The organism is Stenotrophomonas sp. PD6 (assembly GCF_049199305.1).
In the GTDB taxonomy this organism is placed as follows: Bacteria; Pseudomonadota; Gammaproteobacteria; order Xanthomonadales; family Xanthomonadaceae; genus Stenotrophomonas.
Genome location: NZ_JBLZQD010000002.1, coordinates 489803 through 508791, shown reverse-complemented (window position 1 = coordinate 508791; position 18989 = coordinate 489803). Strand labels below are relative to the sequence as shown.

The 18989-nt window shown below is 67.6% G+C and carries 11 protein-coding genes; 8 read left to right on the top strand and 3 right to left on the bottom strand.

The genetic code is table 11. The features are described from left to right. Positions 1 to 191: 191 nt before the first annotated feature. Genes pdhA through ACOZHM_RS05035 form a run of 4 tightly spaced genes read left to right on the top strand, consistent with a single transcriptional unit; the run spans position 192 to position 4083 of the window. Positions 192 to 1274, top strand: a complete 1083-nt coding sequence (pdhA, locus tag ACOZHM_RS05050) for a pyruvate dehydrogenase (acetyl-transferring) E1 component subunit alpha (RefSeq protein ID WP_421567914.1) — start codon at positions 192 to 194, stop codon at positions 1272 to 1274. Further along, entirely contained in the window at positions 1267 to 2334 is a 1068-nt protein-coding gene (locus ACOZHM_RS05045; protein ID WP_421567913.1) for an alpha-ketoacid dehydrogenase subunit beta, read from the top strand. Before pdhA ends, ACOZHM_RS05045 begins: the two co-directional genes overlap by 8 nt. Before the next feature lies 1 nt (position 2335). Further along, the gene (locus ACOZHM_RS05040) at positions 2336 to 2689 is read left to right on the top strand and encodes an SH3 domain-containing protein (protein WP_421567911.1); all 354 of its coding nucleotides are present in this window, start codon (positions 2336 to 2338) and stop codon (positions 2687 to 2689) included. Further along, entirely contained in the window at positions 2686 to 4083 is a 1398-nt protein-coding gene (locus tag ACOZHM_RS05035; RefSeq protein ID WP_421567910.1) for a dihydrolipoamide acetyltransferase family protein, read from the top strand. Before ACOZHM_RS05040 ends, ACOZHM_RS05035 begins: the two co-directional genes overlap by 4 nt. A 99-nt stretch (positions 4084 to 4182) precedes the next feature. Here ACOZHM_RS05035 and ACOZHM_RS05030 read toward each other — a convergent pair whose 3' ends face one another. Both ACOZHM_RS05030 and ACOZHM_RS05025 read right to left on the bottom strand, forming a co-directional pair. Further along, the gene (locus ACOZHM_RS05030) at positions 4183 to 4656 is read right to left on the bottom strand and encodes a hypothetical protein (protein ID WP_421567909.1); all 474 of its coding nucleotides are present in this window, start codon (positions 4654 to 4656) and stop codon (positions 4183 to 4185) included. Positions 4657 to 5018: 362 nt separating this feature from the next. Continuing rightward, the gene (locus tag ACOZHM_RS05025) at positions 5019 to 5651 is read right to left on the bottom strand and encodes an NAD-dependent dehydratase (protein ID WP_421567907.1); all 633 of its coding nucleotides are present in this window, start codon (positions 5649 to 5651) and stop codon (positions 5019 to 5021) included. A 139-nt stretch (positions 5652 to 5790) separates the two neighbouring features. On the opposite strand from ACOZHM_RS05025, the gene ACOZHM_RS05020 reads away from it, so the two are divergent. Continuing rightward, positions 5791 to 7338 (top strand): GGDEF domain-containing protein, encoded by a 1548-nt coding sequence (locus ACOZHM_RS05020; protein WP_421567905.1) that lies wholly within the window; start codon positions 5791 to 5793, stop codon positions 7336 to 7338. Positions 7339 to 7479: 141 nt separating this feature from the next. On the opposite strand, the gene ACOZHM_RS05015 is transcribed toward ACOZHM_RS05020, so the two are convergent. Next, positions 7480 to 8418 carry a DUF808 domain-containing protein gene (locus ACOZHM_RS05015; protein WP_421567904.1) on the bottom strand — a complete coding sequence of 313 codons (939 nt, stop codon included), beginning with the start codon at positions 8416 to 8418 and terminating at the stop codon, positions 7480 to 7482. 179 nt (positions 8419 to 8597) lie between these two features. On the opposite strand from ACOZHM_RS05015, the gene ACOZHM_RS05010 reads away from it, so the two are divergent. The 3 genes from ACOZHM_RS05010 to ACOZHM_RS05000 all read left to right on the top strand — a co-directional run bounded on the left by ACOZHM_RS05010 (position 8598) and on the right by ACOZHM_RS05000 (position 18981). Continuing rightward, complete coding sequence (locus ACOZHM_RS05010) at positions 8598 to 10238, top strand: ABC1 kinase family protein (protein ID WP_421568114.1); 1641 nt, start codon at positions 8598 to 8600, stop codon at positions 10236 to 10238. Between the two features lie 241 nt (positions 10239 to 10479). Beyond that, positions 10480 to 12582, top strand: coding sequence for a phosphoglycerol transferase I (locus tag ACOZHM_RS05005; RefSeq protein ID WP_421567902.1), 2103 nt, complete (start codon positions 10480 to 10482; stop codon positions 12580 to 12582). A 417-nt stretch (positions 12583 to 12999) separates the two neighbouring features. Then, on the top strand, positions 13000 to 18981 hold the full coding sequence (locus ACOZHM_RS05000) for a hypothetical protein (RefSeq protein WP_421567901.1): 5982 nt from the start codon (positions 13000 to 13002) through the stop codon (positions 18979 to 18981). Positions 18982 to 18989: the final 8 nt, after the last annotated feature.

Here is an 18989-nt window from a genome sequence, read left to right as displayed (position 1 = left end):
GCTGCGGCCGCTCATGCCCGGTTAGGGCAACTGAATACGTTGCAGGCATTGGCATTTCCGGCCCCGGAGGCGTATACCGGCAGGCTGTCCCTCGGGACATCTTGCTGCGCCGCAGGACGGCTTTTTCGTACGCCTTCCTTAACATGGCAATTCATATCATTTGTAACTTCCTGTCGAAGGTGCAGTACGCAATGACGGTTGCCGCTGAGTTCAAGATCGAATACCTCCAGTACCTGGACACGGACGGCACGCTCGTCCGCGATGACCTGCCTGAAGCCCTGCGCGATCCGCGCGCCCTGCTGCCGATGTTCAAGCAGATGCTGTTCGTGCGCGTGTTCGACGGCAAGTCGATCGCGCTGCAGCGCACCGGCAAGCTGGGCACCTATGCCGCGTGCCTGGGCCATGAAGCCGCGCACGTGGGCATTGGCGCCTCGATGCAGAAGGACGACGTGTTCGCACCGTCCTACCGCGAGTACGGCGCCATGTTCATGCGCGGCGTGCGCCCGCACGATGTGCTGATGTACTGGGGCGGCGACGAGCGCGGCAACGACTACGGCGGCAATGCCGCCAAGGACTTCCCGTTCTGCGTGCCGATCTCCACCCAGTGCCTGCACGCGGCCGGCGCGGCGCTGAAGTTCAAGCTCAACAACGAGAAGCAGATCGCCGTGGCCGTGTGTGGCGACGGTGGCAGTTCCAAGACCGACTTCTATGCGGCGCTCAACTCGGCCGGCGCCTACAAGCTGCCGCTGATCCTGTGCATCGTCAACAACGGCTGGGCCATCTCGGTGCCGCGCTCGGCCCAGACTGGTGCCGAAACGCTGGCGCAGAAGGGCCTGGCCGGTGGCCTGTTCTGCCTGCAGGTGGACGGCAACGACCTGATCGCCGTGATGGCCGCCATGCTGCAGGCGCGCGAACGTGCGCTGGCCGGTGACGGCGGCACGGTGCTGGAACTGATGACCTACCGCCTTTCCGACCACACCACCGCCGATGACGCGCGCCGCTACCGCGACGACGCCGAAGTGAAGGATGCCTGGCAGCGCGAGCCGATGCTGCGCCTGCGCAAGTACCTGACCCATGCCGGCGTGTGGAGCGAGGAAGAAGAAGCCGCGTGGACCGCAGAGTGCGGCAAGCGCGTCGATGAAGAGGTCAACCTCTACCTCAACACCCCGGTGCAGCCGGTCGAGGCGATGTTCGACTTCCTCTACGCCGATCCGCCGCAGGACCTGCTGGCCCAGCGTGCACAGGCCATCGCCCTGGAGCAGCGCCATGGATGAGATCAAGAACGGCGCCTCCAGCGCGCAGACCAATGCCGCCGACAGCGCCGCCATCGCGCGCGGAGAACAGACCATGACCACCACCCCGATCACCCTCATCGAAGCCATCACCCAGGCGCTGGCCTGGGAGCTGGAGCACGACAAGTCGGTGCTGGTGCTGGGCGAAGACGTGGGCGTCAACGGCGGCGTGTTCCGCGCCACCGCCGGCCTGCAGCAGCGCTTCGGCGCCGACCGCATCCTGGACACCCCGCTGGATGAAACCACCATCGCCGGCCTGACCATCGGCCTGGCCGCGCAGGGCATGAAGCCGGTGGCCGAAGCCCAGTTCGACGGGTTCATGTACCCCATGGTGGACCACATCATCTGCCACGCCGCGCGCCTGCGTTACCGCACCCGCGGCCGCCTGCACTGCCCGATGGTGCTGCGCGTGCCGTGGGGCGGCGGCATCCGCGCGCCGGAACACCACAGCGAAGCCAACGAATCCATCTTCACCAACGTGCCGGGCCTGCGCGTGGTGCTGCCGTCGTCGCCGCAGCGTGCCTATGGCCTGCTGCTGGCCGCGATCCGCGAGCCGGATCCGGTGATCTACATGGAGCCCAAGCGCATCTACCGCCAGTACAAGGAAGTGGTGGTCAATGACGGTGAAGCGTTGCCGCTGGACGTCTGCTTCGTGCTGCGCGACGGTACCGACGTGACCCTGGTGACCTGGGGCGCGCAGGTGAAGGAAGCACTGGAAGCAGCCGACAAGCTGGCCGGCGAAGGCATCAGTGCCGAAGTGATCGACGTGGCGACGCTGCGCCCGCTCGACTTCGCCACCATCGCCGAATCGGTCGCCAAGACCGGCCGCTGCGTGATCGTGCAGGAGGCCCCGAAGACGGCGGGCTTCGGCGCGGAAATCGCCGCGCGCCTGGCCGAGGAATCGCTGTACGACCTGCTGGCACCGGTCGAGCGCGTCACCGGCTATGACACCCACATTCCGCTGTTCCGCCTGGAAATGAAGTACCTGCCCAGCGTGGACCGGATCGTCAGCGCGGCCAAACGCGCGGTGGCGGCGGGCTGACATGCGGGCCCGTCTCCTAGGCCCGTACCGCAGCCAGTACCCCAACCCGCTCCGGTTCCGCACCGGCCAGATCGTCGAACTGGGTGTTCGTGACGAGGAATGGCCGGCGTTTGCCTGGGTACGCACCGATGACGGGCGTGCCGGCTGGGCACCGGTGGCGTGGTTGCAGCGGTTGGACGAGGGTCGCGCGGAAGCAATGCGCGACTACGACGCCCGCGAACTGGATGTGGACAGCGGCGAACTGGTCAAACTGCATCATGAACACGGCGGCTGGTGGTGGTCCGAACGCGCGAACGGCGCGACGGGTTGGCTGCCGGCCCGCGATCTCGAACTGCTGGAAGAGAACTGCACATGAGTGAGAACAAGAATTTCCACCTGCCCGACCTCGGCGAAGGCCTGCCCGACGCGACCATCGTCGAGTGGTTCGTCAAGGAAGGCGACGTCATCAAGCTGGATGAGCCGCTGGTCTCCATGGAGACCGCCAAGGCCGTGGTCGAAGTGCCGTCGCCGTTTTCCGGCAAGGTACTGAAGCTGGCCGGCGGCGCCGGCGACATCATTCCCACCGGCAGCGTGCTGGCCCAGTTCGAACTGGACCCCAACCTGCCGCAGCGTGCCGATGGCCAGGACACCGGCCACAGCCACGGGCACGCCGCCCCGGCCGCCGCGCCGACGCCCATCACCGGGCAGACCGCTGCGGCCCAGCCGGACAAGGTCGTCGCCTCCGATGACGGCGGCGAGATCGCCAAGCCGGGCGCCGAGCGCGATGACGCCGGTACCGTGGTCGGCGCGATGCAGAGCTCCAATGCCGTGCACGCCGAACAGGCCGTGGCGGTAGGCGGGGTGAAGGCCGTTCCTGCCGTGCGCGCCACCGCGCGAAAGCTGGGTGTGGACCTCAGCCGCGTGCGTGCCACCGGCACCGATGGCGCGGTCACCATGGCCGACGTCAAGCAGGCAGCAGCCGATGGCAGCGCGAAGATCGGCGCCGCACCGGCACCGGTTGCTACGGCAGCGGTTGCCGCGCCCGCTCCGGCGGCACGCCCGGCCGAGGCCCGCGCGCCGCTGTCCGCCGCGGGCAAGCCGATGCGCACCCAGCCGCCGGGCGTGGTGGCCAAGGGCCAGCCGGAACAGCTCAAAGGCGTTCGCCGCAACATGGCGCGGGTGATGGCCGACGCGCACAGCAAGGTCGTACCGACCACGCTGAACGACGATGCCGACATCCACGCGTGGGTGCCGGGCAATGACGTCACCGCCCGCCTGGTGCGTGCGATCGTGGTGGGCTGCCAGAAGGTGCCCGCCTTGAATGCGTGGTTCGATGGCGAGGCGCTGACCCGTACGCTGCACGCGCACGTGGACGTGGGCATTGCGGTGGATACCGATGACGGCCTGTTCGTGCCGGCCCTACGCAACGCCGATGTGCTGGATGCACGGGGCATCCGCGAAGGCGTCAACCGCCTGCGTGAGCAGGTGGAATCGCGTGCGATCGCGGCCTCCGAACTCAGCGGTTACACCATCTCGCTGTCCAACTTTGGCATGTTCGCCGGCCGCTACGCGACCCCGGTGGTGGTGCCGCCGTGCGTGGCCATCGTCGGTGCGGGCCGCGCCCGCCACCAGATGACCCCGGTGATGGGCGGCGTGGAAGCGCACAAGGTGATTCCGCTGTCGGTCACGTTCGACCACCGCGCCGCCACCGGCGGCGAAGCCGCACGCTTCCTGCGCGCGATGCTGGATGATCTGGCGCTGGCCGTGTAGGTGTCGACCGTTGGTCGGCACACCGATTGATGTAACGACAACGGCCACCTCACGGTGGCCGTTGTTCGTTGTGCATTCACGTGTACTGCTACGGATTGGTCAGGATCGCGCAGACCCGAGGTCATCGGCCGAAGGCCACTGCAGGGCATGTGAGATCAGCTCTACGGAGGCTCCCGTTGATCGCTGCTTGTCAGAAACGGTAGCGGCGGGCGTGACGTCGCCATTGGGGGTCAGCAGGATCACCCGATCCAGCAAGCGCGATCCCGAACCCACGGCCCCCCGCCACAGAACAACCTGCATTGCCGCCGCATCGGACGTCCTGGAGTCTGAGCGCTCCAGAATATCCAGTTCAAGCGTGTATGTTTTTTTCTCATTACCAATCGAGAGCTGGACTGGTCCGTCGGCGGTCATCTGCACCGACGGTGCCATCACCTCCCGGCCCTCATCCATGACACGCAGCGACAGGTGATGAACACCTGGGCCGGGGCTTGATTCCGCCTGGGCCGAGTTGATTACGCCCACCGCGAACAGGAAGGCGGCGCCCGCCATCATTCGCACGCAAGTTCCGAGCATCTGTGATTCCTCGATGGCTTATGACAAGCAACGAGGCTAGACATTCACAACCGTGCTCGTCTCTGCGAATCCTCCGAATGTGCTCAGCATTGTCTCGTTTGACCGGCGCGGCGCCACCTACCGTAGAGCCACCCCATGGGTGGCTGTTGTCCATCCGGCATCTAGCTCAGCCACCCATGGGGTGGCTCTACCGTTGGATCCGGCACCCTGCTCAGCCACCCATGGGGTGGCTCTACCGTTGGATCCGGCACCCTGCTCAGCCACCCATGGGGTGGCTCTACCGTTGGATCCGGCTCCTGCTCAGCCACGCAGGGCGTGGCTCTACAACACCGGTTTTGGTCAGGTCGCGAAATGGTCCGGCGTCAGACCAGCTCGGCTGATGTGATCACATGTACGCCCGGACGCGGCGCCAGTGCCGCCTCCACCATCGCCGCGGCGATGCGCTCGGCCGGGTTGATCCGCCACGCGCGCGGCAATATCGGACCCAGGGTCCCCAGCACCAGGCTGGCCAGGTGTTCGCCGGTGCGGCGTTCCTTGCGCTCGCCGCCGATCAGGCCGGGTCGCACCAGCGTCAGCGACGGATACCCCAGCGTGCGCAGGTCCTGCTCCAGCCGCCCCTTCACCTGGTTGTAGAAGATCCGCGACCCCGCATCGGCCCCCTTCGCCGAATTCAGCACGAACGCATGCGCGCCGCGCGCCCGGGCCTGCTCGGCCACGCGCAGCGGGTAATCGTGGTCGATCCGGGCGAAGGTCTCACGGCTGCCGGCCTGCTTGATAGTGCTGCCCAGCGCGCAGATCACCGCGTCCACCGCCCACCAATCGGCATTCATCGGCAGCCGGTCGAAGTCCACTACCGGATTGAGCAGGGCGGGATTGGCGAGGTCCAACGGCCGCCGCGTCGGCGCCACCACCGCATCGCAGCGGGCGTCGTCCAGCAACTGCTGCAGCACCTGCCCGCCGACCAGCCCGGTCGCCCCCACCAGCATCACCTTCATCGCATACTCCTGCCGTCGGATTGCCTGCCATCGTGGCACAGCCACCGGGTTCAAGCCGGCGACCGCGCCGCCGATACTGTTCCAACGTTCTCCCCCGTCCGGCCGCCTGCGGCCGGTGCCCCCGCCCAGGACCCGCCGCATGAAGGACTCACACGACGCACCTCCCAGCCCTGGCACTGCCGTGGGCCGGCTCCTGTCGCGCCGACAGGCGGCCAGTGCCGTGGTGGACGTGACCGTAGAGGCGCCCGGTCCCAAGGGCGGCAGCAGCGCCATGCTGCAGCGGCTGTTTGCTGGGGCCGAACAGCCCGAGCCCCTGCTGGCGGCCTTCGCCCACGGCATGTCCACCCTGCCCGGCGAGCTGGGCGACATGGGCCTGCGCCTGCAGTCGGCACAGCGCAGTGCCGACTGGGTCAGCTATGGCCGGGCCATGCGCCAGCTGATCGACAAGTACATCCGCACCATCGAGCAGGACAGCCCCGACGGCCAGCCCGACAGCCTGCGCCTGCGCGAACTGCTGCGGCACACCCTGGGGGTCACCGTGGCCAGCCTGCTGCAGAACATGCCCGAGCTGAAGGACGAGCCGGTGCAGATCGCGGCCGAGCTGCGCCAGTGGCATCCGGGGCAGCCGCTGCAGCCGCTGGAACTGCGCCTGCGCGAGCTGACCCACCAGATCGGCGTGCGCAGCGATGGCTGGCAGGAGCAGCAGGAACTGCTGCTGAGCCTGTTCGACCTGCTGTTGGACAACATCGGCGAACTGCTGGACGACAGCAGCTGGCTGCACGGCCAGGTGCATGCGGTGCGGTCGCTGATCAGCGGCCCACTGGACCGCGACTCGGTGGAACAGGCGCGCGCCAACCTGCGCGAGGTGATCTACAAGCAGGGCCTGCTCAAGCAGGGCATTTCCGAATCCAAGATTGCCATGAAGAGCCTGATGGGCGGCTTCATCGAGCGCCTGGACGGCATGGCGGTCAGCACCGGCGAATACCACGACCGGATCAGCAGCTATGCGCTGGCATTGAAGGAGGCGCGCAGCATCGCCGACCTCAACCAGCTGCTGCAGGACGTGCTGCAGGACACCGGACGCGTGCAGGAGCAGGCACTGCAGGCGCGCGACCACCTGGGCAACGCACGCCGCGAAGTCGAACAGGCCGAGGCGCGCATTGCCGAACTGGAACAGGAGCTGCGCGATGTGTCCGGCCTGGTGCGGACCGACCCGTTGACCGGCGCCCTGAACCGCCGCGGTTTCGATGAGCTGCTGGAACGCGAGCTGGCCCGCGCCGCCCGCCACGCGCATCCGCTGGCGGTGGCGCTGCTGGACCTGGACGACTTCCACCAGACCAACAGCAGCTACGGCCACCCCGGTGGTGACGCCGTTCTGCGCCATCTGGTGACGGTCTGCCAGCTGCTGCTGCGCAGTACCGACACCATCGCCCGCATCGGCGGCGACGAGTTCGTGCTGCTCATGCCAGAGACCCCTGGCGCGGACAGCATGTCGACCGTGCTGCGCCTGCAGCGCTCGCTGGCGCAGCGACCGTTGGAGCTGGACGGGCACCGGGTGCTGGTGCACTTCAGCGCAGGGTTGAGCCAGTGGCAGCCGGGCGAAGACGCCGACGCGCTGCTCAAGCGCGCCGACACGGCGCTGTATGCAGCCAAACGCGTGGGCAAGAACCGCGTACAAGCCGGCTGATTGCCCTACGGCCGGTAGAGCCACCCCATGGGTGGCTGCGCTTCGGCCAGGACCGCGAAGCCACCCATGGGGTGGCTCTACCGTTCGTTGAGCACCCCTGCATCCGCCGCGATGTCCGGGATATCCAGCGCGGCCTGGCGATCAATGTGCGGTTTTCTTTCCGCGCATCTTCTGGAAGCCCATCACCGCCGCCAGCACGACCGCCCCGGCGATCACGCCGACCACCATGTTGCCAAACGCGTTGGTCAACCAGCCCCACTGGCTGTCGCCGCTGAGTTCAAGGACGAAGTGGTGCAGCGCCGGCACGTTGTGCACCAGGATGCCGCCGCCGACCAGGAACATCGCCGCCGTACCGGCGACCGACAGGAACTTCATCAGCCACGGCGCGGATACCAGCATGCCGCGGCCGATGGCGGCCAGCCCCGCACCCTTGCGCGACAGGTACAGGCCCACGTCGTCCAGCTTCACGATGCCCGCCACCAGCCCGTAAACAAACACCGTCATCGCCAGGGCGATGATCACCAGCGCGGTGACCTGGTTGAGGAACGGCGCGGCCGACACCACGCCGAGCGACAGCACGATGATCTCGGCCGAGAGGATGAAGTCGGTGCGCACCGCGCCCTTCACCTTGTCCTTTTCCCAGGCGACCATGTCGACCTTCTCGTCGGCCAGTGCCTTCACGCGCGCGGCCTTGTTCTGCTCATCCTCTTCCTTCGAATGCAGGAAGCGATGCGCCAGCTTCTCCACGCCTTCGTAGCAGAGGAACGCGCCGCCGATCATCATCAGCGGCACCACGATCGGAATCGGATAGCCCTTGCTCTTGAGCCAGGCCTCCAGCGCGCTGATCGCCAGCGCCGCCGGCACCAGGATCGCCTTGTTGACCAGCGAGCCCTTGGCCACCGCCCACACCACCGGCAGCTCGCGGTTGGCGTTGACCCCGGTCACCTGCTGCGCATTCAGCGCCAGGTCGTCGCCGAGCACGCCGGCGGTCTTCTTGGCCGCCACCTTGGTCAATACCGAGACGTCATCCAGCAGGGCGGCGATATCGTCGAGCAACGCAAACAGGCTGGCACCGGCCATGGCATTCCAGAGATCAAGGGGAGGCGCCGATTCTGACCGATTCGGGCACGTTCGTGGAAGATCGCGCGGGTTCACCGCTCCACGACCGCGCTGCGGCGACACTGCGGGTACGTGTCGCCCCGGAGCCCTGCTTGAATACCACGCCCATCGCCCCTGCTTCTCCCTCGCTGGTCAAGGGCATGAACCGCCGCAGCCAGATCCTGCGCCTGCTGCTGCGCTACCGCCATTCCGGGGTGTTCTCGGGGATGAACCTGGATTCGCGTGCAGTCCATGACCTGCCGCCGGAAGGCAACCCGGAGCAGTTCGTCACCGACCTGGAATCTCTGGGGCCGACCTTCGTCAAGCTCGGCCAGATGCTGTCCACCCGCCCGGACATGGTGCCGGTGGAGTTCGCCACGGCGCTGGAACGCATGCAGGAGAAGGTGGCGCCGATCCCGGTCGAGCGCATCTGCAGCATCATCGAGCAGGAGCTGGGTGCGCCGGTGTCCAAGCTGTTCTCCAGCTTCGACCCGGTGCCACTGGGCTGCGCTTCCATCGCCCAGGTGCACCGCGCGCAGCTGCACGACGGCCGCCAGGTCGCGGTCAAGGTGCAGAAACCGGAAGTGGCCGCACAGCTGCGTTCGGACCTGGACGTGCTGCGCAGCTTCGCCCTGGCCGCCGACCACCTCACCCAGGTGGGTCGTCGCGTGCGCCTGCGCGACTGGCTCAATGAATTCGCCAAGACCTTGATGCAGGAGCTGGACTACCAGGCCGAGGCCGAGAACCTGCAGCGTTTCGGCCAGCACCTCAAGCCGTTCAAACCGCTGTGGGTGCCGCAGCCGATCTGGGATTACTGCAGCCACCGCGTGCTGACCATGGAGCTGGCCGAAGGCGTGCGGGTGGACATGATTCCCGATGTACGCCGCACCGAGGAACCGATGGCGCCACTGGCGGCCGCGCTGATCCGCGGCTACATCGACCAGATCTTCGTGCATGGCGAGATCCATGCCGACCCGCATCCCGGCAACCTGCGCGTCACCCCGGAAGGCCGACTGGCGATCTTCGATCTGGGCATGGTGGCGCACATGCCGCCGCGCCTGCGCGAGCGACTGCTGAAACTGCTGTTCGCGGCCGTGGACGGGCGTGGCGAGGAAGTGGCCGACGAGATCATCGGCATCAGCACCCGGCTGGAATCGTTCGACGAGGAGCGCTACCTGCGCGAGACGGGCCAGGTGATCGCGCGCTACGCCGCGAGCGGCACCTTCTCCGAAGGCCGCGTGGTGCTGGACCTGGTCCGCATCGCCACCGCCAGCGGCCTGCGCACGCCGCCGGAACTGAGCCTGCTGGGCAAGGCACTGCTCAACCTGGAAGCCGTGTGCCGGCTGCTGTCGCCCGATCTGGACACGCGCCGCATCGTCGAGCGCCAGCTGCAACACGTGATGCGCGCGCGCCTGAAGAAGTCGCTGTCGGCCGCCAACCTGGCCAGCGAAGCGATGGAGGTGCAGCAACTGCTGCGCGAAGGGCCACGCAAGATGTCCGACATCCTCGCGCTGCTGGCCGAGAACCGCCTGCAGATGAAGGTGACCGGGCTGGAGGAATCGCGGTTGATGGAGAACCTGCAGAAGATCGCCAACCGCGTCTCCGCCGGCATCGTCACCGCTGCGTTGATCCTGGCTGCGGCGATGATGATGAAGGTCGACACCGGTTGGCACTTCTTCGGCTATCCCGCCATTGCGTTTACGTTGATGCTGATTGGCGTAGCGCTGGGGCTGGGCATCATCCTCAGTGCGCTGATCTTCGATCGACGCGCACGTTCGAAGGAAGAACGCGGGCACCGCTAGCGAACGCGTACCCACCGACGCTGCGCCGATGAATCGGCGCAGCGTTTTCACGCACGCTTTACCTCTTGAAGCGCGATGCGGTGTAGGGGAATACCGCATGTTTTCAACAAACATTTCAGTCAGGTTCGCGCAGGCATGATCCAGTCATCGGTCTGTCATGCAGGTGTGGTTGGGCAGCCGGTCGGATGGGAATACGCATTCATGCGTCCATCACCACCTGTCTCCGCTGCCGATACCGCCTATGCCCTGGACCCTGCTGCTGTCGCTGTTGTTGCTCACCGTTCTGCTGCTCGCATCCGCCCGTTGGGTGTGGTGGAAGGCCAGCCTGATGTCGCTGCTGCTGTTGACGCTCAGCGCGTGGTGGTTGATCAACAAGCTCTCCGGTGACGGCCTGAATGCGGCCACGCTCTACCACCTGGGCGCCGACATGGAAGGCGCCGGTGTCGCGGACTTCAAGGGCTACATCGCCGGCTTCATCGGGCTGGCATTGCTTTCGCTGCTGCCGCTGCTGACCCCTCGCATCAAACGCTGGCACCGTACCGCGCATGGCCGCGGCGTCTTTGCCGGCTTCCTTGCACTGTGGGTGGTGGCGATCGGTGTGAGCCCGCTGTATCGCGATGGCGAGCGCCTGTATCAGCAGATGCGTCCGGTGGACTACAGCATGGTCGCGCCGGAATACCGCGTGCCGCAGCAGCCGCTGCGCAAGCCGCGCAACATCGTGTGGATCTACGGCGAGAGCCTGGAACGCACGTATCTGGACGAAGCCACCTTCCCGGGCCTGATGCCCAACCTCAACCGCCTGGCGGGTCAGTCGCTCGACGTGCGCGGCCTGGTGTCCGCCGAGGGCGGTGGCTGGACCATCGCCGGGCTGGTGTCGTCGATGTGCGGCGTACCCCTGACCACTGCGCAGGGCGATGAGAACAGCATGGACCGCATGGGCAGCTTCCTGCCCGAGGCCGTGTGCCTGGGCGATTACCTCAAGCAGCAGGGCTATACCAACCACTACATGGGCGGCGCCAACGGGTTGTTCGCCGGCAAGGGGCAGTTCCTGGCCACGCATGGCTTCGATGCGGTCGACGACCTTGCCTGGTTCAAGCAGCAGAAGATCGCGCGCTCGCATTTCTCCACCTGGGGCGTGCACGACGACGTGCTGCTGGACAAGGCCTACGACCGCTTCATGCAGCTGTCCAAGGCCGGCCAGCCGTTCATGCTGACCACGCTCACCATGGACACCCACCACCCGGCGGGCCACCTGCCGGTGGCGTGCAAGCGCACCCGCTATACGAGCGACTACGGCAACATCGGCCTGCTCAACGCGCTGAAGTGCAGCGATGGGCTGATCGCCAAGCTGGTCGACCGCATCCAGGCCAGCCCGTACGGTGAAGACACGTTGATCGTCATCGCCTCCGATCACCTGGCCATGCCCAACGACCTCAGCAGCGTGCTGGCCAAGCAGAAGCGCGAGAACCTGCTGCTGTTCCTGGGCAAGGACATCGCGCCGCGCCAGATCGCGGCCAAGACCGGCTCCACGCTGGACTCGGGCGCCACGCTGCTGAGCCTGCTCGACCCGGGCATCGACGCCATCGGCTTCGGCCGCTCGCTGCTGCACCCGGAGCGTTCGGACAGCGCCAGCGCGTCGGTGTTCCGCGACAACGGCAAGGACTTCCCGCGTTACCTCGCGTTCTCGCGCTCGCTGTGGCTGGGCGACAAGACCCGCCAGCTGCGCATCGACGACGACAACCAGGTGGTGATCGGCCTGCAGCACGTGCAGCCACCGGTATTGCTTGAATACGACAAACAGTGGGACCTGAAGTCGGTCTATCTGGAGAACACCACGAAACAGTTCGAACAGGCGGACCCCGCCAATACGTTGGCCTACGTGGACCGTTGCACCGCCTTCGAAGACGGCTCGGCCGACGGCGACTGGTGCGCCATGCTGGTCAACCGCGACAAGGGCATCAAGCTCTATCGCGACGACGCGCTGCGCACCGGCTTCGCGGTGGACGCACCGCTGGATCCGTTCAATGGCCCGCGCCCCAGTCTTCGCCAGGCGCACATGATCACCCAGAAGGGGCGTCGCACCCGCGCCGGTCAGTACATGCTGCAGCTGGTGGCGAAGCAGTCGCCCGACCGTGGCTTCTGGATCGAAGCGGTATCGTCCAAGCGCAAGGTCGTGGTGGCCCAGCAGTGGGTGCAGCCCGATGCCCAAGGGCGCATCAATGTGCCGTTCGGGCTGGACCACGAGGTGGATGATCTGGAGATCCGCGCGTGGTTGAACCACGCCGAGAAGCTGGCGGTGGACACCTTCGCACTGGTGCCGTCGCGGCGCGGCACGCGCGGCTGAGTGAAGGCCTCACCGACAGCAGCGTGCGGCGGATCTGCGATTCCACGCACAACGTGAGGTCACAGCGGCGGTCACAATCAGGCCCTCATCGACTCCGCTCAGGAGGGCCTCATCCGTCCGATCTCCCCGTGCAAACGGCACTGGGCAGCGACACGGTGCACCGCTGATTCCGATGCCACACCCTCCACCCGGCGGATCACGCTCGGGGCAGTGCGTAACGCGCCACCGGGCCGCGCGTCATCCTTGGCGGGCGCGCCGCGAACGCCACTGCCCCCCAGGCTGGCCCGACTGCTGCGTCATTGCCCATTACTTCCCACCGAGCTGACGCGGTTCGAATCGGCGTTGCACACGTTGTTGGCGAACGCGTCGCCCGATGAACTCGGCACCCATCTTGCCGATACCCTGAGAAGCACGCCCGTGGGTGCCCGGAACGACGCCCTTCAGCAGGCGCTGCAGCAGTGGCGGCGCGTCTGCCCGCCCACATCGGAGGACTGGCGCGACGAATGCGGGCGGGTGGCCGCGGCGCTGGTCACCGGCCTGGGTCGGCTTCATCGCCAACGCGCGGTGGCGTTGGTGTTGCATACCGTGGCCAACTGGGTTCTGGGCAGCCAGGGCAACCGCGCGCTGTTCTGGGCACAGCAGGCACGGGCGGTTCCTGGCCTGCTGCGGGAAGCGCGCGTGCTCCCGTGGCTGCAGTGGTTGTGCCAGCTTCCACTGCCGGCGCTGCGCGAGTGCCACTGGGTCGACCTGCTGGTGGATGCCCTTCCCGAGTGGCTGGATCCGGTATGGGAGGGGGCAGCCGACGTGCACGACGTCCTGCATCGGCACCTGCAGCTGCCCTCCGATCCGCTGCGCATGGTGCTGCTGGGCGCCGCAGCGTTGCTATGGTTCCACCGGCAGGGCCAGCAGCCCATCGTGCGCCCCACCACCGTGTCGGGACAGCGGGCCGCGCAGCTTCCCTACGTCCTCGACACGCTGGACCTGACAGGCTCCGCCGCGCGTCGCCTGTTCTCGGCGCCGCACCGGGCCACTGCCATGCTGCCGCCGGACACACCGCGCGCCGGCATGCCCACCACAACGTCCGCAACCGACACCACGCGCCTGTTGTCACCGGTACTACCCGCCGCGCTGGCAACCGCTGCCACGATGGCGCCCCTGGCGCCGCGGGATTGGCAACGGCGCGCCACCCCACTCGTGGCGGGCGTGGCGGCGGCGGTCGCAGGCGCAGGCCTCATCGGGTGGCGACTGCACGTGGCTTACGCCGCCTACGCAGCGGCGGTGCAGCAAATGGGGGAACGGATCGAAGACGCCCTGTACGGTGCGCCGGCCACGCGCGAAGCACGGGAACTGGGCGAAGCGCTGTGGGTACGGATGGCGGCGCTTGCGCCTTGGAGCACCCGCGACGCGCGCGAGACACCGGCCGATACCGCCGGACTGGCATCGCAGGCCCACGTGGTGCTCGCCCTAGCCGTCGAGCAGCACGCGCTCACCTATCGACAGGCACTGCGCGCGGTGTGCCGGCTGGACGATGGGGTCGACGACGCACTGCTTGACGCTGCAACCGGCTGGGCGCTGCAGCGGGTGCCGCGTTCGGTGCCGCGGCTGGACCCCGATATGTCCATGCCCCCGTCCGCCGAGCCCGACGTGGCCGCCGCGCAGGACCTCGCCAACCTCATCGAAGCGGCGTGGATGCTGCGCGATGCGGCCTCTGCAGGGACACCCGCGCTGCCCGGACAGCACACCTTCCAGCCGACCGACGGGTCGCCGTTCGCGCGGGCGCTGCAGGCCGTACGCCAGCAGCTGATCGCGCTGTACCGCAACGACGAGTTCCTCGACCGCCTGTATGCCGAACGCACGCCACCGTCTTCGCTCGCCGTGGCCAATGGCACCTTGACCGGAAAGCGTGCCACCTCGGGCACCGTGGTGGTGCTCCATCCACAACCGGATACGCCCGACAACGCGGCATGGTCGGCGCGGACGGGTGCGCTGCTCGGCGGGCTGCAGCGCGCGGTGCTGGACGCGGGCACCTGCTTCGACAACGCGCTGCCCGCGCGACTGGATTGCGCACTGGGGTTCTATATTGAACAGGCGGCCCCGGCGTCGGCGCAGTCATCCGCCATGCTGGACGTCGTCATCCACCGTCTTGAGCGCGCGTTGCAGCATGCGCAGGGGGGCACCGCAGCCGCCAACGATACCGCCACGCTGGTGCGGCTGCATGCGCGCGTGCAGTACCTGAAGTCGGTGCCCATCCGTGGTCTGCCGCCGGACTGGGGCAACTGGAGGCCCGACCCGCGCTCGCACCTGGGCCACAACATGGCACTGGCACGCGACCTGCTGCTGCAGCTCTCGCAACACCCGGAGCTGCTGTCGCTGTGCTGGCATCGGCACGCCGATCCGGCGCAGCTCAGCTACCCCGCAGTCGGTCCCGTTCGCGCGCGCGCGCTCGATGGCTCCGGGAGCGTGACGTTGTTCGACGCCGCGCAGCCACCTGCCGCGCTACGCGCCATCGGTACGATGCTGCGCGGCCTCGCCGCCGTGCTGCATGCGCCCGCCCGCTCCGATGGCCGCCTTGGGGTTCCGGAAATGCTGGCGTACTACGAATCGCCGCTGCCGCCGATTCCCATGGATGACGCGCAGTTCGATGCCTGCCTCGATGGACTTGAGCTGCAGATGGCGCGCCATCGGCGGCCGGCCGGCGAACGCGGCGGCATCTGGGTGGAGTGGGACGAACGCAGCAATTCGACCGCACAGCAGGACCATCAACAGCTGCTGGATGTGCTCTGGAATCGCATCGATGCGTTGCCGGTGACACTGGACCAGGCGCTGGCGCATCAACACGTTGTGCCGGTGTCGTCATCTCCACTGCATGAGGCATGGCGCGACGCCCAGGATCTGCTGCGGCAGGTATTCGAACAGCCCGCCGTGTGGCTGGAGATGCGGCGCACCAACGCATCGTTCCATGCACTCCGCGTCGGCACGGACGGCCTGACGGCACGGTTACGGTCCACGGGGCAAAGCGTCGCTGTGGTCGACGCGTTTTCCGCCCAGCCCGCACCCCTGTCCGCGTTGCTGGAAGCACTCCATCGGACGATCGACCGGCTGGGCAGGTTCTCGCCCGGCGACGCCGTGCCGCTCACCAATGCCCTGCAGTTCCACGGTGCCTACCTGCGGCCCGCGCCGGCAGCGTGCGAGGTACCGGCCGCATGCACGCGGGGAGCGCTGCTGCAGGCCATTGCGCACGTATCCGAGCGCTGGCAGCGTCATGCCCCCAACCCGCCCAGCTGGCGGCAGGCCAGCAACGAGCTGCAGGACTTGGCCGGTGTCTTGATGCAGTACCCTGACGCCGCCACGCGCCTGCACCGCCCGGCACTGGGCACCACCAGCATGGCCATTGTTCCGCCCGCACTGCGCGCATTCGCCAGGCTGTTGGCGGACGCCCGCGTGCAGGCCGCGCTGGCCCGCGAAGGGGTCATGCCCCACACGATGAGCGTAAATGCGACGGGGGTTGTCCTGCTGCAGGGTGCGACCGGCTCGCCGCGCCCACTCGTTGTGCCGCCGGCAGTGTTGAATGGCACGTCGGCGGCCCCCTCCCTGGGTGTACTGCGCAACATCGCCCGACAGCTCGGGGGGCAGGTGCGTTCCGACGGCAGGATCGCGCTCTTCCAACAGTTGGCTGCGCACGGCGGTTGCGCACCGCAGGATACAGCTGCCGTGAATGGCACGGCACGCTGTGTGGAACGGCTGCTCGGCGAGGTGCGGTTGGGGATGCGGGCCGATCTTCTGCACGCTGCCGACCTGCTCGACACGGCGGACCTCGAGCGACTGCACCAGGCCACCACCGACTTCAAAACACAGCACGTGCCGGGCGATCAATCCCTGCTGGAATACCTCGGCACACCGCTGGTCGAAGGCGGCGGGCCCTCGTGGGACGAACTGCAGCGCAGCACGCATCTGCTGGCGTGCATCGCGCGCACGCCACGGGCGCTCGCATTGCAGACCGCGCTGCTGCAGGCACTGGGCTGGTACCGGGGCAGCCGCACCGCGCCCACCTCGCCCACGCTGCTCGCCAGCCTCACCCGGCATGCCATCGTGCTGGATCTGGGGCCCCGCTCCAACCGCGACGCCCGGGTCCTGCTCGGCTATCGCCTGCACAAGCCCTCCAACTGGGGCCGGACGCACGCCCAGATCCGGACGGACTTCCAGGACTACCTGCGCAGCATGGGCCACCTGCCCGACGCGCTGCTCGGCATGGCAACCACCCTGGCCCTGCAGGACCTCGCGCCCGAGCTGTTGGTCGTGGATGTGCCGGACAACCTTGTCTACGCCAACACCATCGCCTCGATTACTTTCATCAGCGGCGTGCACCTGGCCGAACGCATCCAGCGCGGGTTGTCACAGCAGATGCGATTTGCCGAACTGCTCACCCTGTCGGCCGACCTGACCCAGGACGCCGATACACCCGACACCGTCAAGCAGCTGGCGCTGGATGCACGGCGCCTGCCAACACTCGACTGGTACGTGTTCCGGCAGCTGGAGCATCAACCGGGCCTGCCCGCACGGCCCGCCGCCGCCCAGCGCATCGAGGTGGCGCTGAACGCGTTCGACCAACGCGTGGCCGACATCGAACAGGCCATCGACGACGTACTGGCCCCGCTGCCGTACCGCATGCAGCTCGTGGAAGCCGAGATCCGACGCGTGTTTCCCACGTTTCCAGGCATTCTCGCGAACCACCCGTGGAACTCGACCCGCTTCCGCCTGTTCGAGGACGACGCCTCACTCGGACGCTGCTTTCCGTTCCACGAACTGGTGGCCGCGGGTGTGCTGCGCGACGCGTCGGCCCCATGGCGTCCGTGCCGCAGCTTCGTTCCCCGCACACCGATTCGGCAGGCGCAGGGCGATCCGGCGTACGACGTCGCAGTGCATCGGGCCTATGCGCAGATCAAACCCCAGCTGGACAGACTGCCCAACATCACCCTGCAGTACCAGCAGCGCTTCGACGCCTACTTCCGCGCGGCGCAGCGCGGCTACGGCCTGATCATCGAGGAAGCGCTGTATCAGCGCCCAGAGGCCGAACGCGCGGCGCTGCTGCGCGGTGATGTGGAGGTATTCACCCTGCGCACGCATGAGCCGGAACTGGAAGCGCAACAGGAAACCCGCAACGACACCGACCCTTACCGCGGCCGCTTCGGCATCGTGTATACGCTGAAGATTGACGGCCAATACCGGCATTTCCAGCTGTTTCCGCTGCAGAGCAGAATCATTCCGCTGGCCCTGGAAGGCCCGCTGCCGCTGGGCGGCGTCCTGCAGAAGCGCAGCGTGCGCCTGCGCAGCGGCAACGTCGCCACCATCCAGGTGCGCCGCGGCACCTCACTGCCGGTGGACTGGAATGCCTACGTCTCGGACCAGGCACCGGCCGAGGGCATCTCGTCGCTGGTGATCGTGGAGCGACTGCCGGCACCACCTACCCCCACCGACGACGGCACGCGTGTGCGCTCGCCATTCCACGCGCTGGTGGAGCCTGTGCAGCGCGAATTCTTCTGGCTGGACGCCGCGGCATTCCGTCGCGAAGGGTGGGCACCCACCAGCTACGAGTCCTACCTGGAGGAGAAGCCGCTGTGGCTCAAGACCGTGGATTTCATCGTGCCGTTCGTGGAAAACCTGCGCAGCCTCTCCTCGAAGAACCGCAACGAGTTCGGCATGGCCGCGTTCGGGCTGTACCTGGAATCGATCATCGTGGTGGGCCCGATCATCGGCGGCGTGGTCAAGGTGCTGGCGCGACCGGGCCTGAGGATGACGATGCCGCGCGCCGCCGAGCTGTCCCGGGTGTTGGCACGCGGCACGGTGGACGCGATAAACCCGGCGGCCGGCAGCCTGACGCTCCTGCGCCTGGGCGTGTGCGTCGTGCAGCGTGGCGCCCGCGGCAATCTGCGCTTCCTGTGGCCGATAACCGGCCCTGATCCAACCACGGCAAGCGCCATCGGTGCCCGCTGGGTGATGCGTGAGGGGATGGCCATCGCCAAGAAGGGCCACACGCTGGCCTCGTCGCTGTACGACGTCCGACTGCGCACGGTCGATGGCATTCCCAATACCCTGGTCGCCCCGCTGCCCGGCGGCGACGACTCCCGCGCCCTGCACCTGATCGACCCGGCAACGCTGTCGCTGTACGGCGCCCCGCTGGAGGAGCGCATCGGCAGCAGCGGCGGCGCGGCCGGCATGCTGTTCAAGGCGGGCAGCAACGTACGCGCGCCGCATGTGTCGCCCGGCAAGGCGGTCAAGCCGATCAAGCAGGGGCCCAAGGCATCGGAGGAAGACGCCGATGACGCGCACATTCCGCTGCAGCCCCCCGACCTGTCATTGGCCACGCGCGAGGGCCGCACCCCGCCGGCTGTTCGTCGATGACGCCACCG

Excerpts from the sequence above, each read along its gene's own strand:
- pdhA (WP_421567914.1), top strand. The coding sequence starts at position 192 with ATGACGGTTGCCGCTGAGTTCAAGATCGAATACCTCCAGTACCTGGAC.
- ACOZHM_RS05045 (WP_421567913.1), top strand. The coding sequence starts at position 1,267 with ATGGATGAGATCAAGAACGGCGCCTCCAGCGCGCAGACCAATGCCGCC.
- ACOZHM_RS05040 (WP_421567911.1), top strand. The coding sequence starts at position 2,336 with ATGCGGGCCCGTCTCCTAGGCCCGTACCGCAGCCAGTACCCCAACCCG.
- ACOZHM_RS05035 (WP_421567910.1), top strand. The coding sequence starts at position 2,686 with ATGAGTGAGAACAAGAATTTCCACCTGCCCGACCTCGGCGAAGGCCTG.
- ACOZHM_RS05030 (WP_421567909.1), bottom strand. The coding sequence starts at position 4,656 with ATGCTCGGAACTTGCGTGCGAATGATGGCGGGCGCCGCCTTCCTGTTC.
- ACOZHM_RS05025 (WP_421567907.1), bottom strand. The coding sequence starts at position 5,651 with ATGAAGGTGATGCTGGTGGGGGCGACCGGGCTGGTCGGCGGGCAGGTG.
- ACOZHM_RS05020 (WP_421567905.1), top strand. The coding sequence starts at position 5,791 with ATGAAGGACTCACACGACGCACCTCCCAGCCCTGGCACTGCCGTGGGC.
- ACOZHM_RS05015 (WP_421567904.1), bottom strand. The coding sequence starts at position 8,418 with ATGGCCGGTGCCAGCCTGTTTGCGTTGCTCGACGATATCGCCGCCCTG.
- ACOZHM_RS05010 (WP_421568114.1), top strand. The coding sequence starts at position 8,598 with ATGAACCGCCGCAGCCAGATCCTGCGCCTGCTGCTGCGCTACCGCCAT.
- ACOZHM_RS05005 (WP_421567902.1), top strand. The coding sequence starts at position 10,480 with ATGCCCTGGACCCTGCTGCTGTCGCTGTTGTTGCTCACCGTTCTGCTG.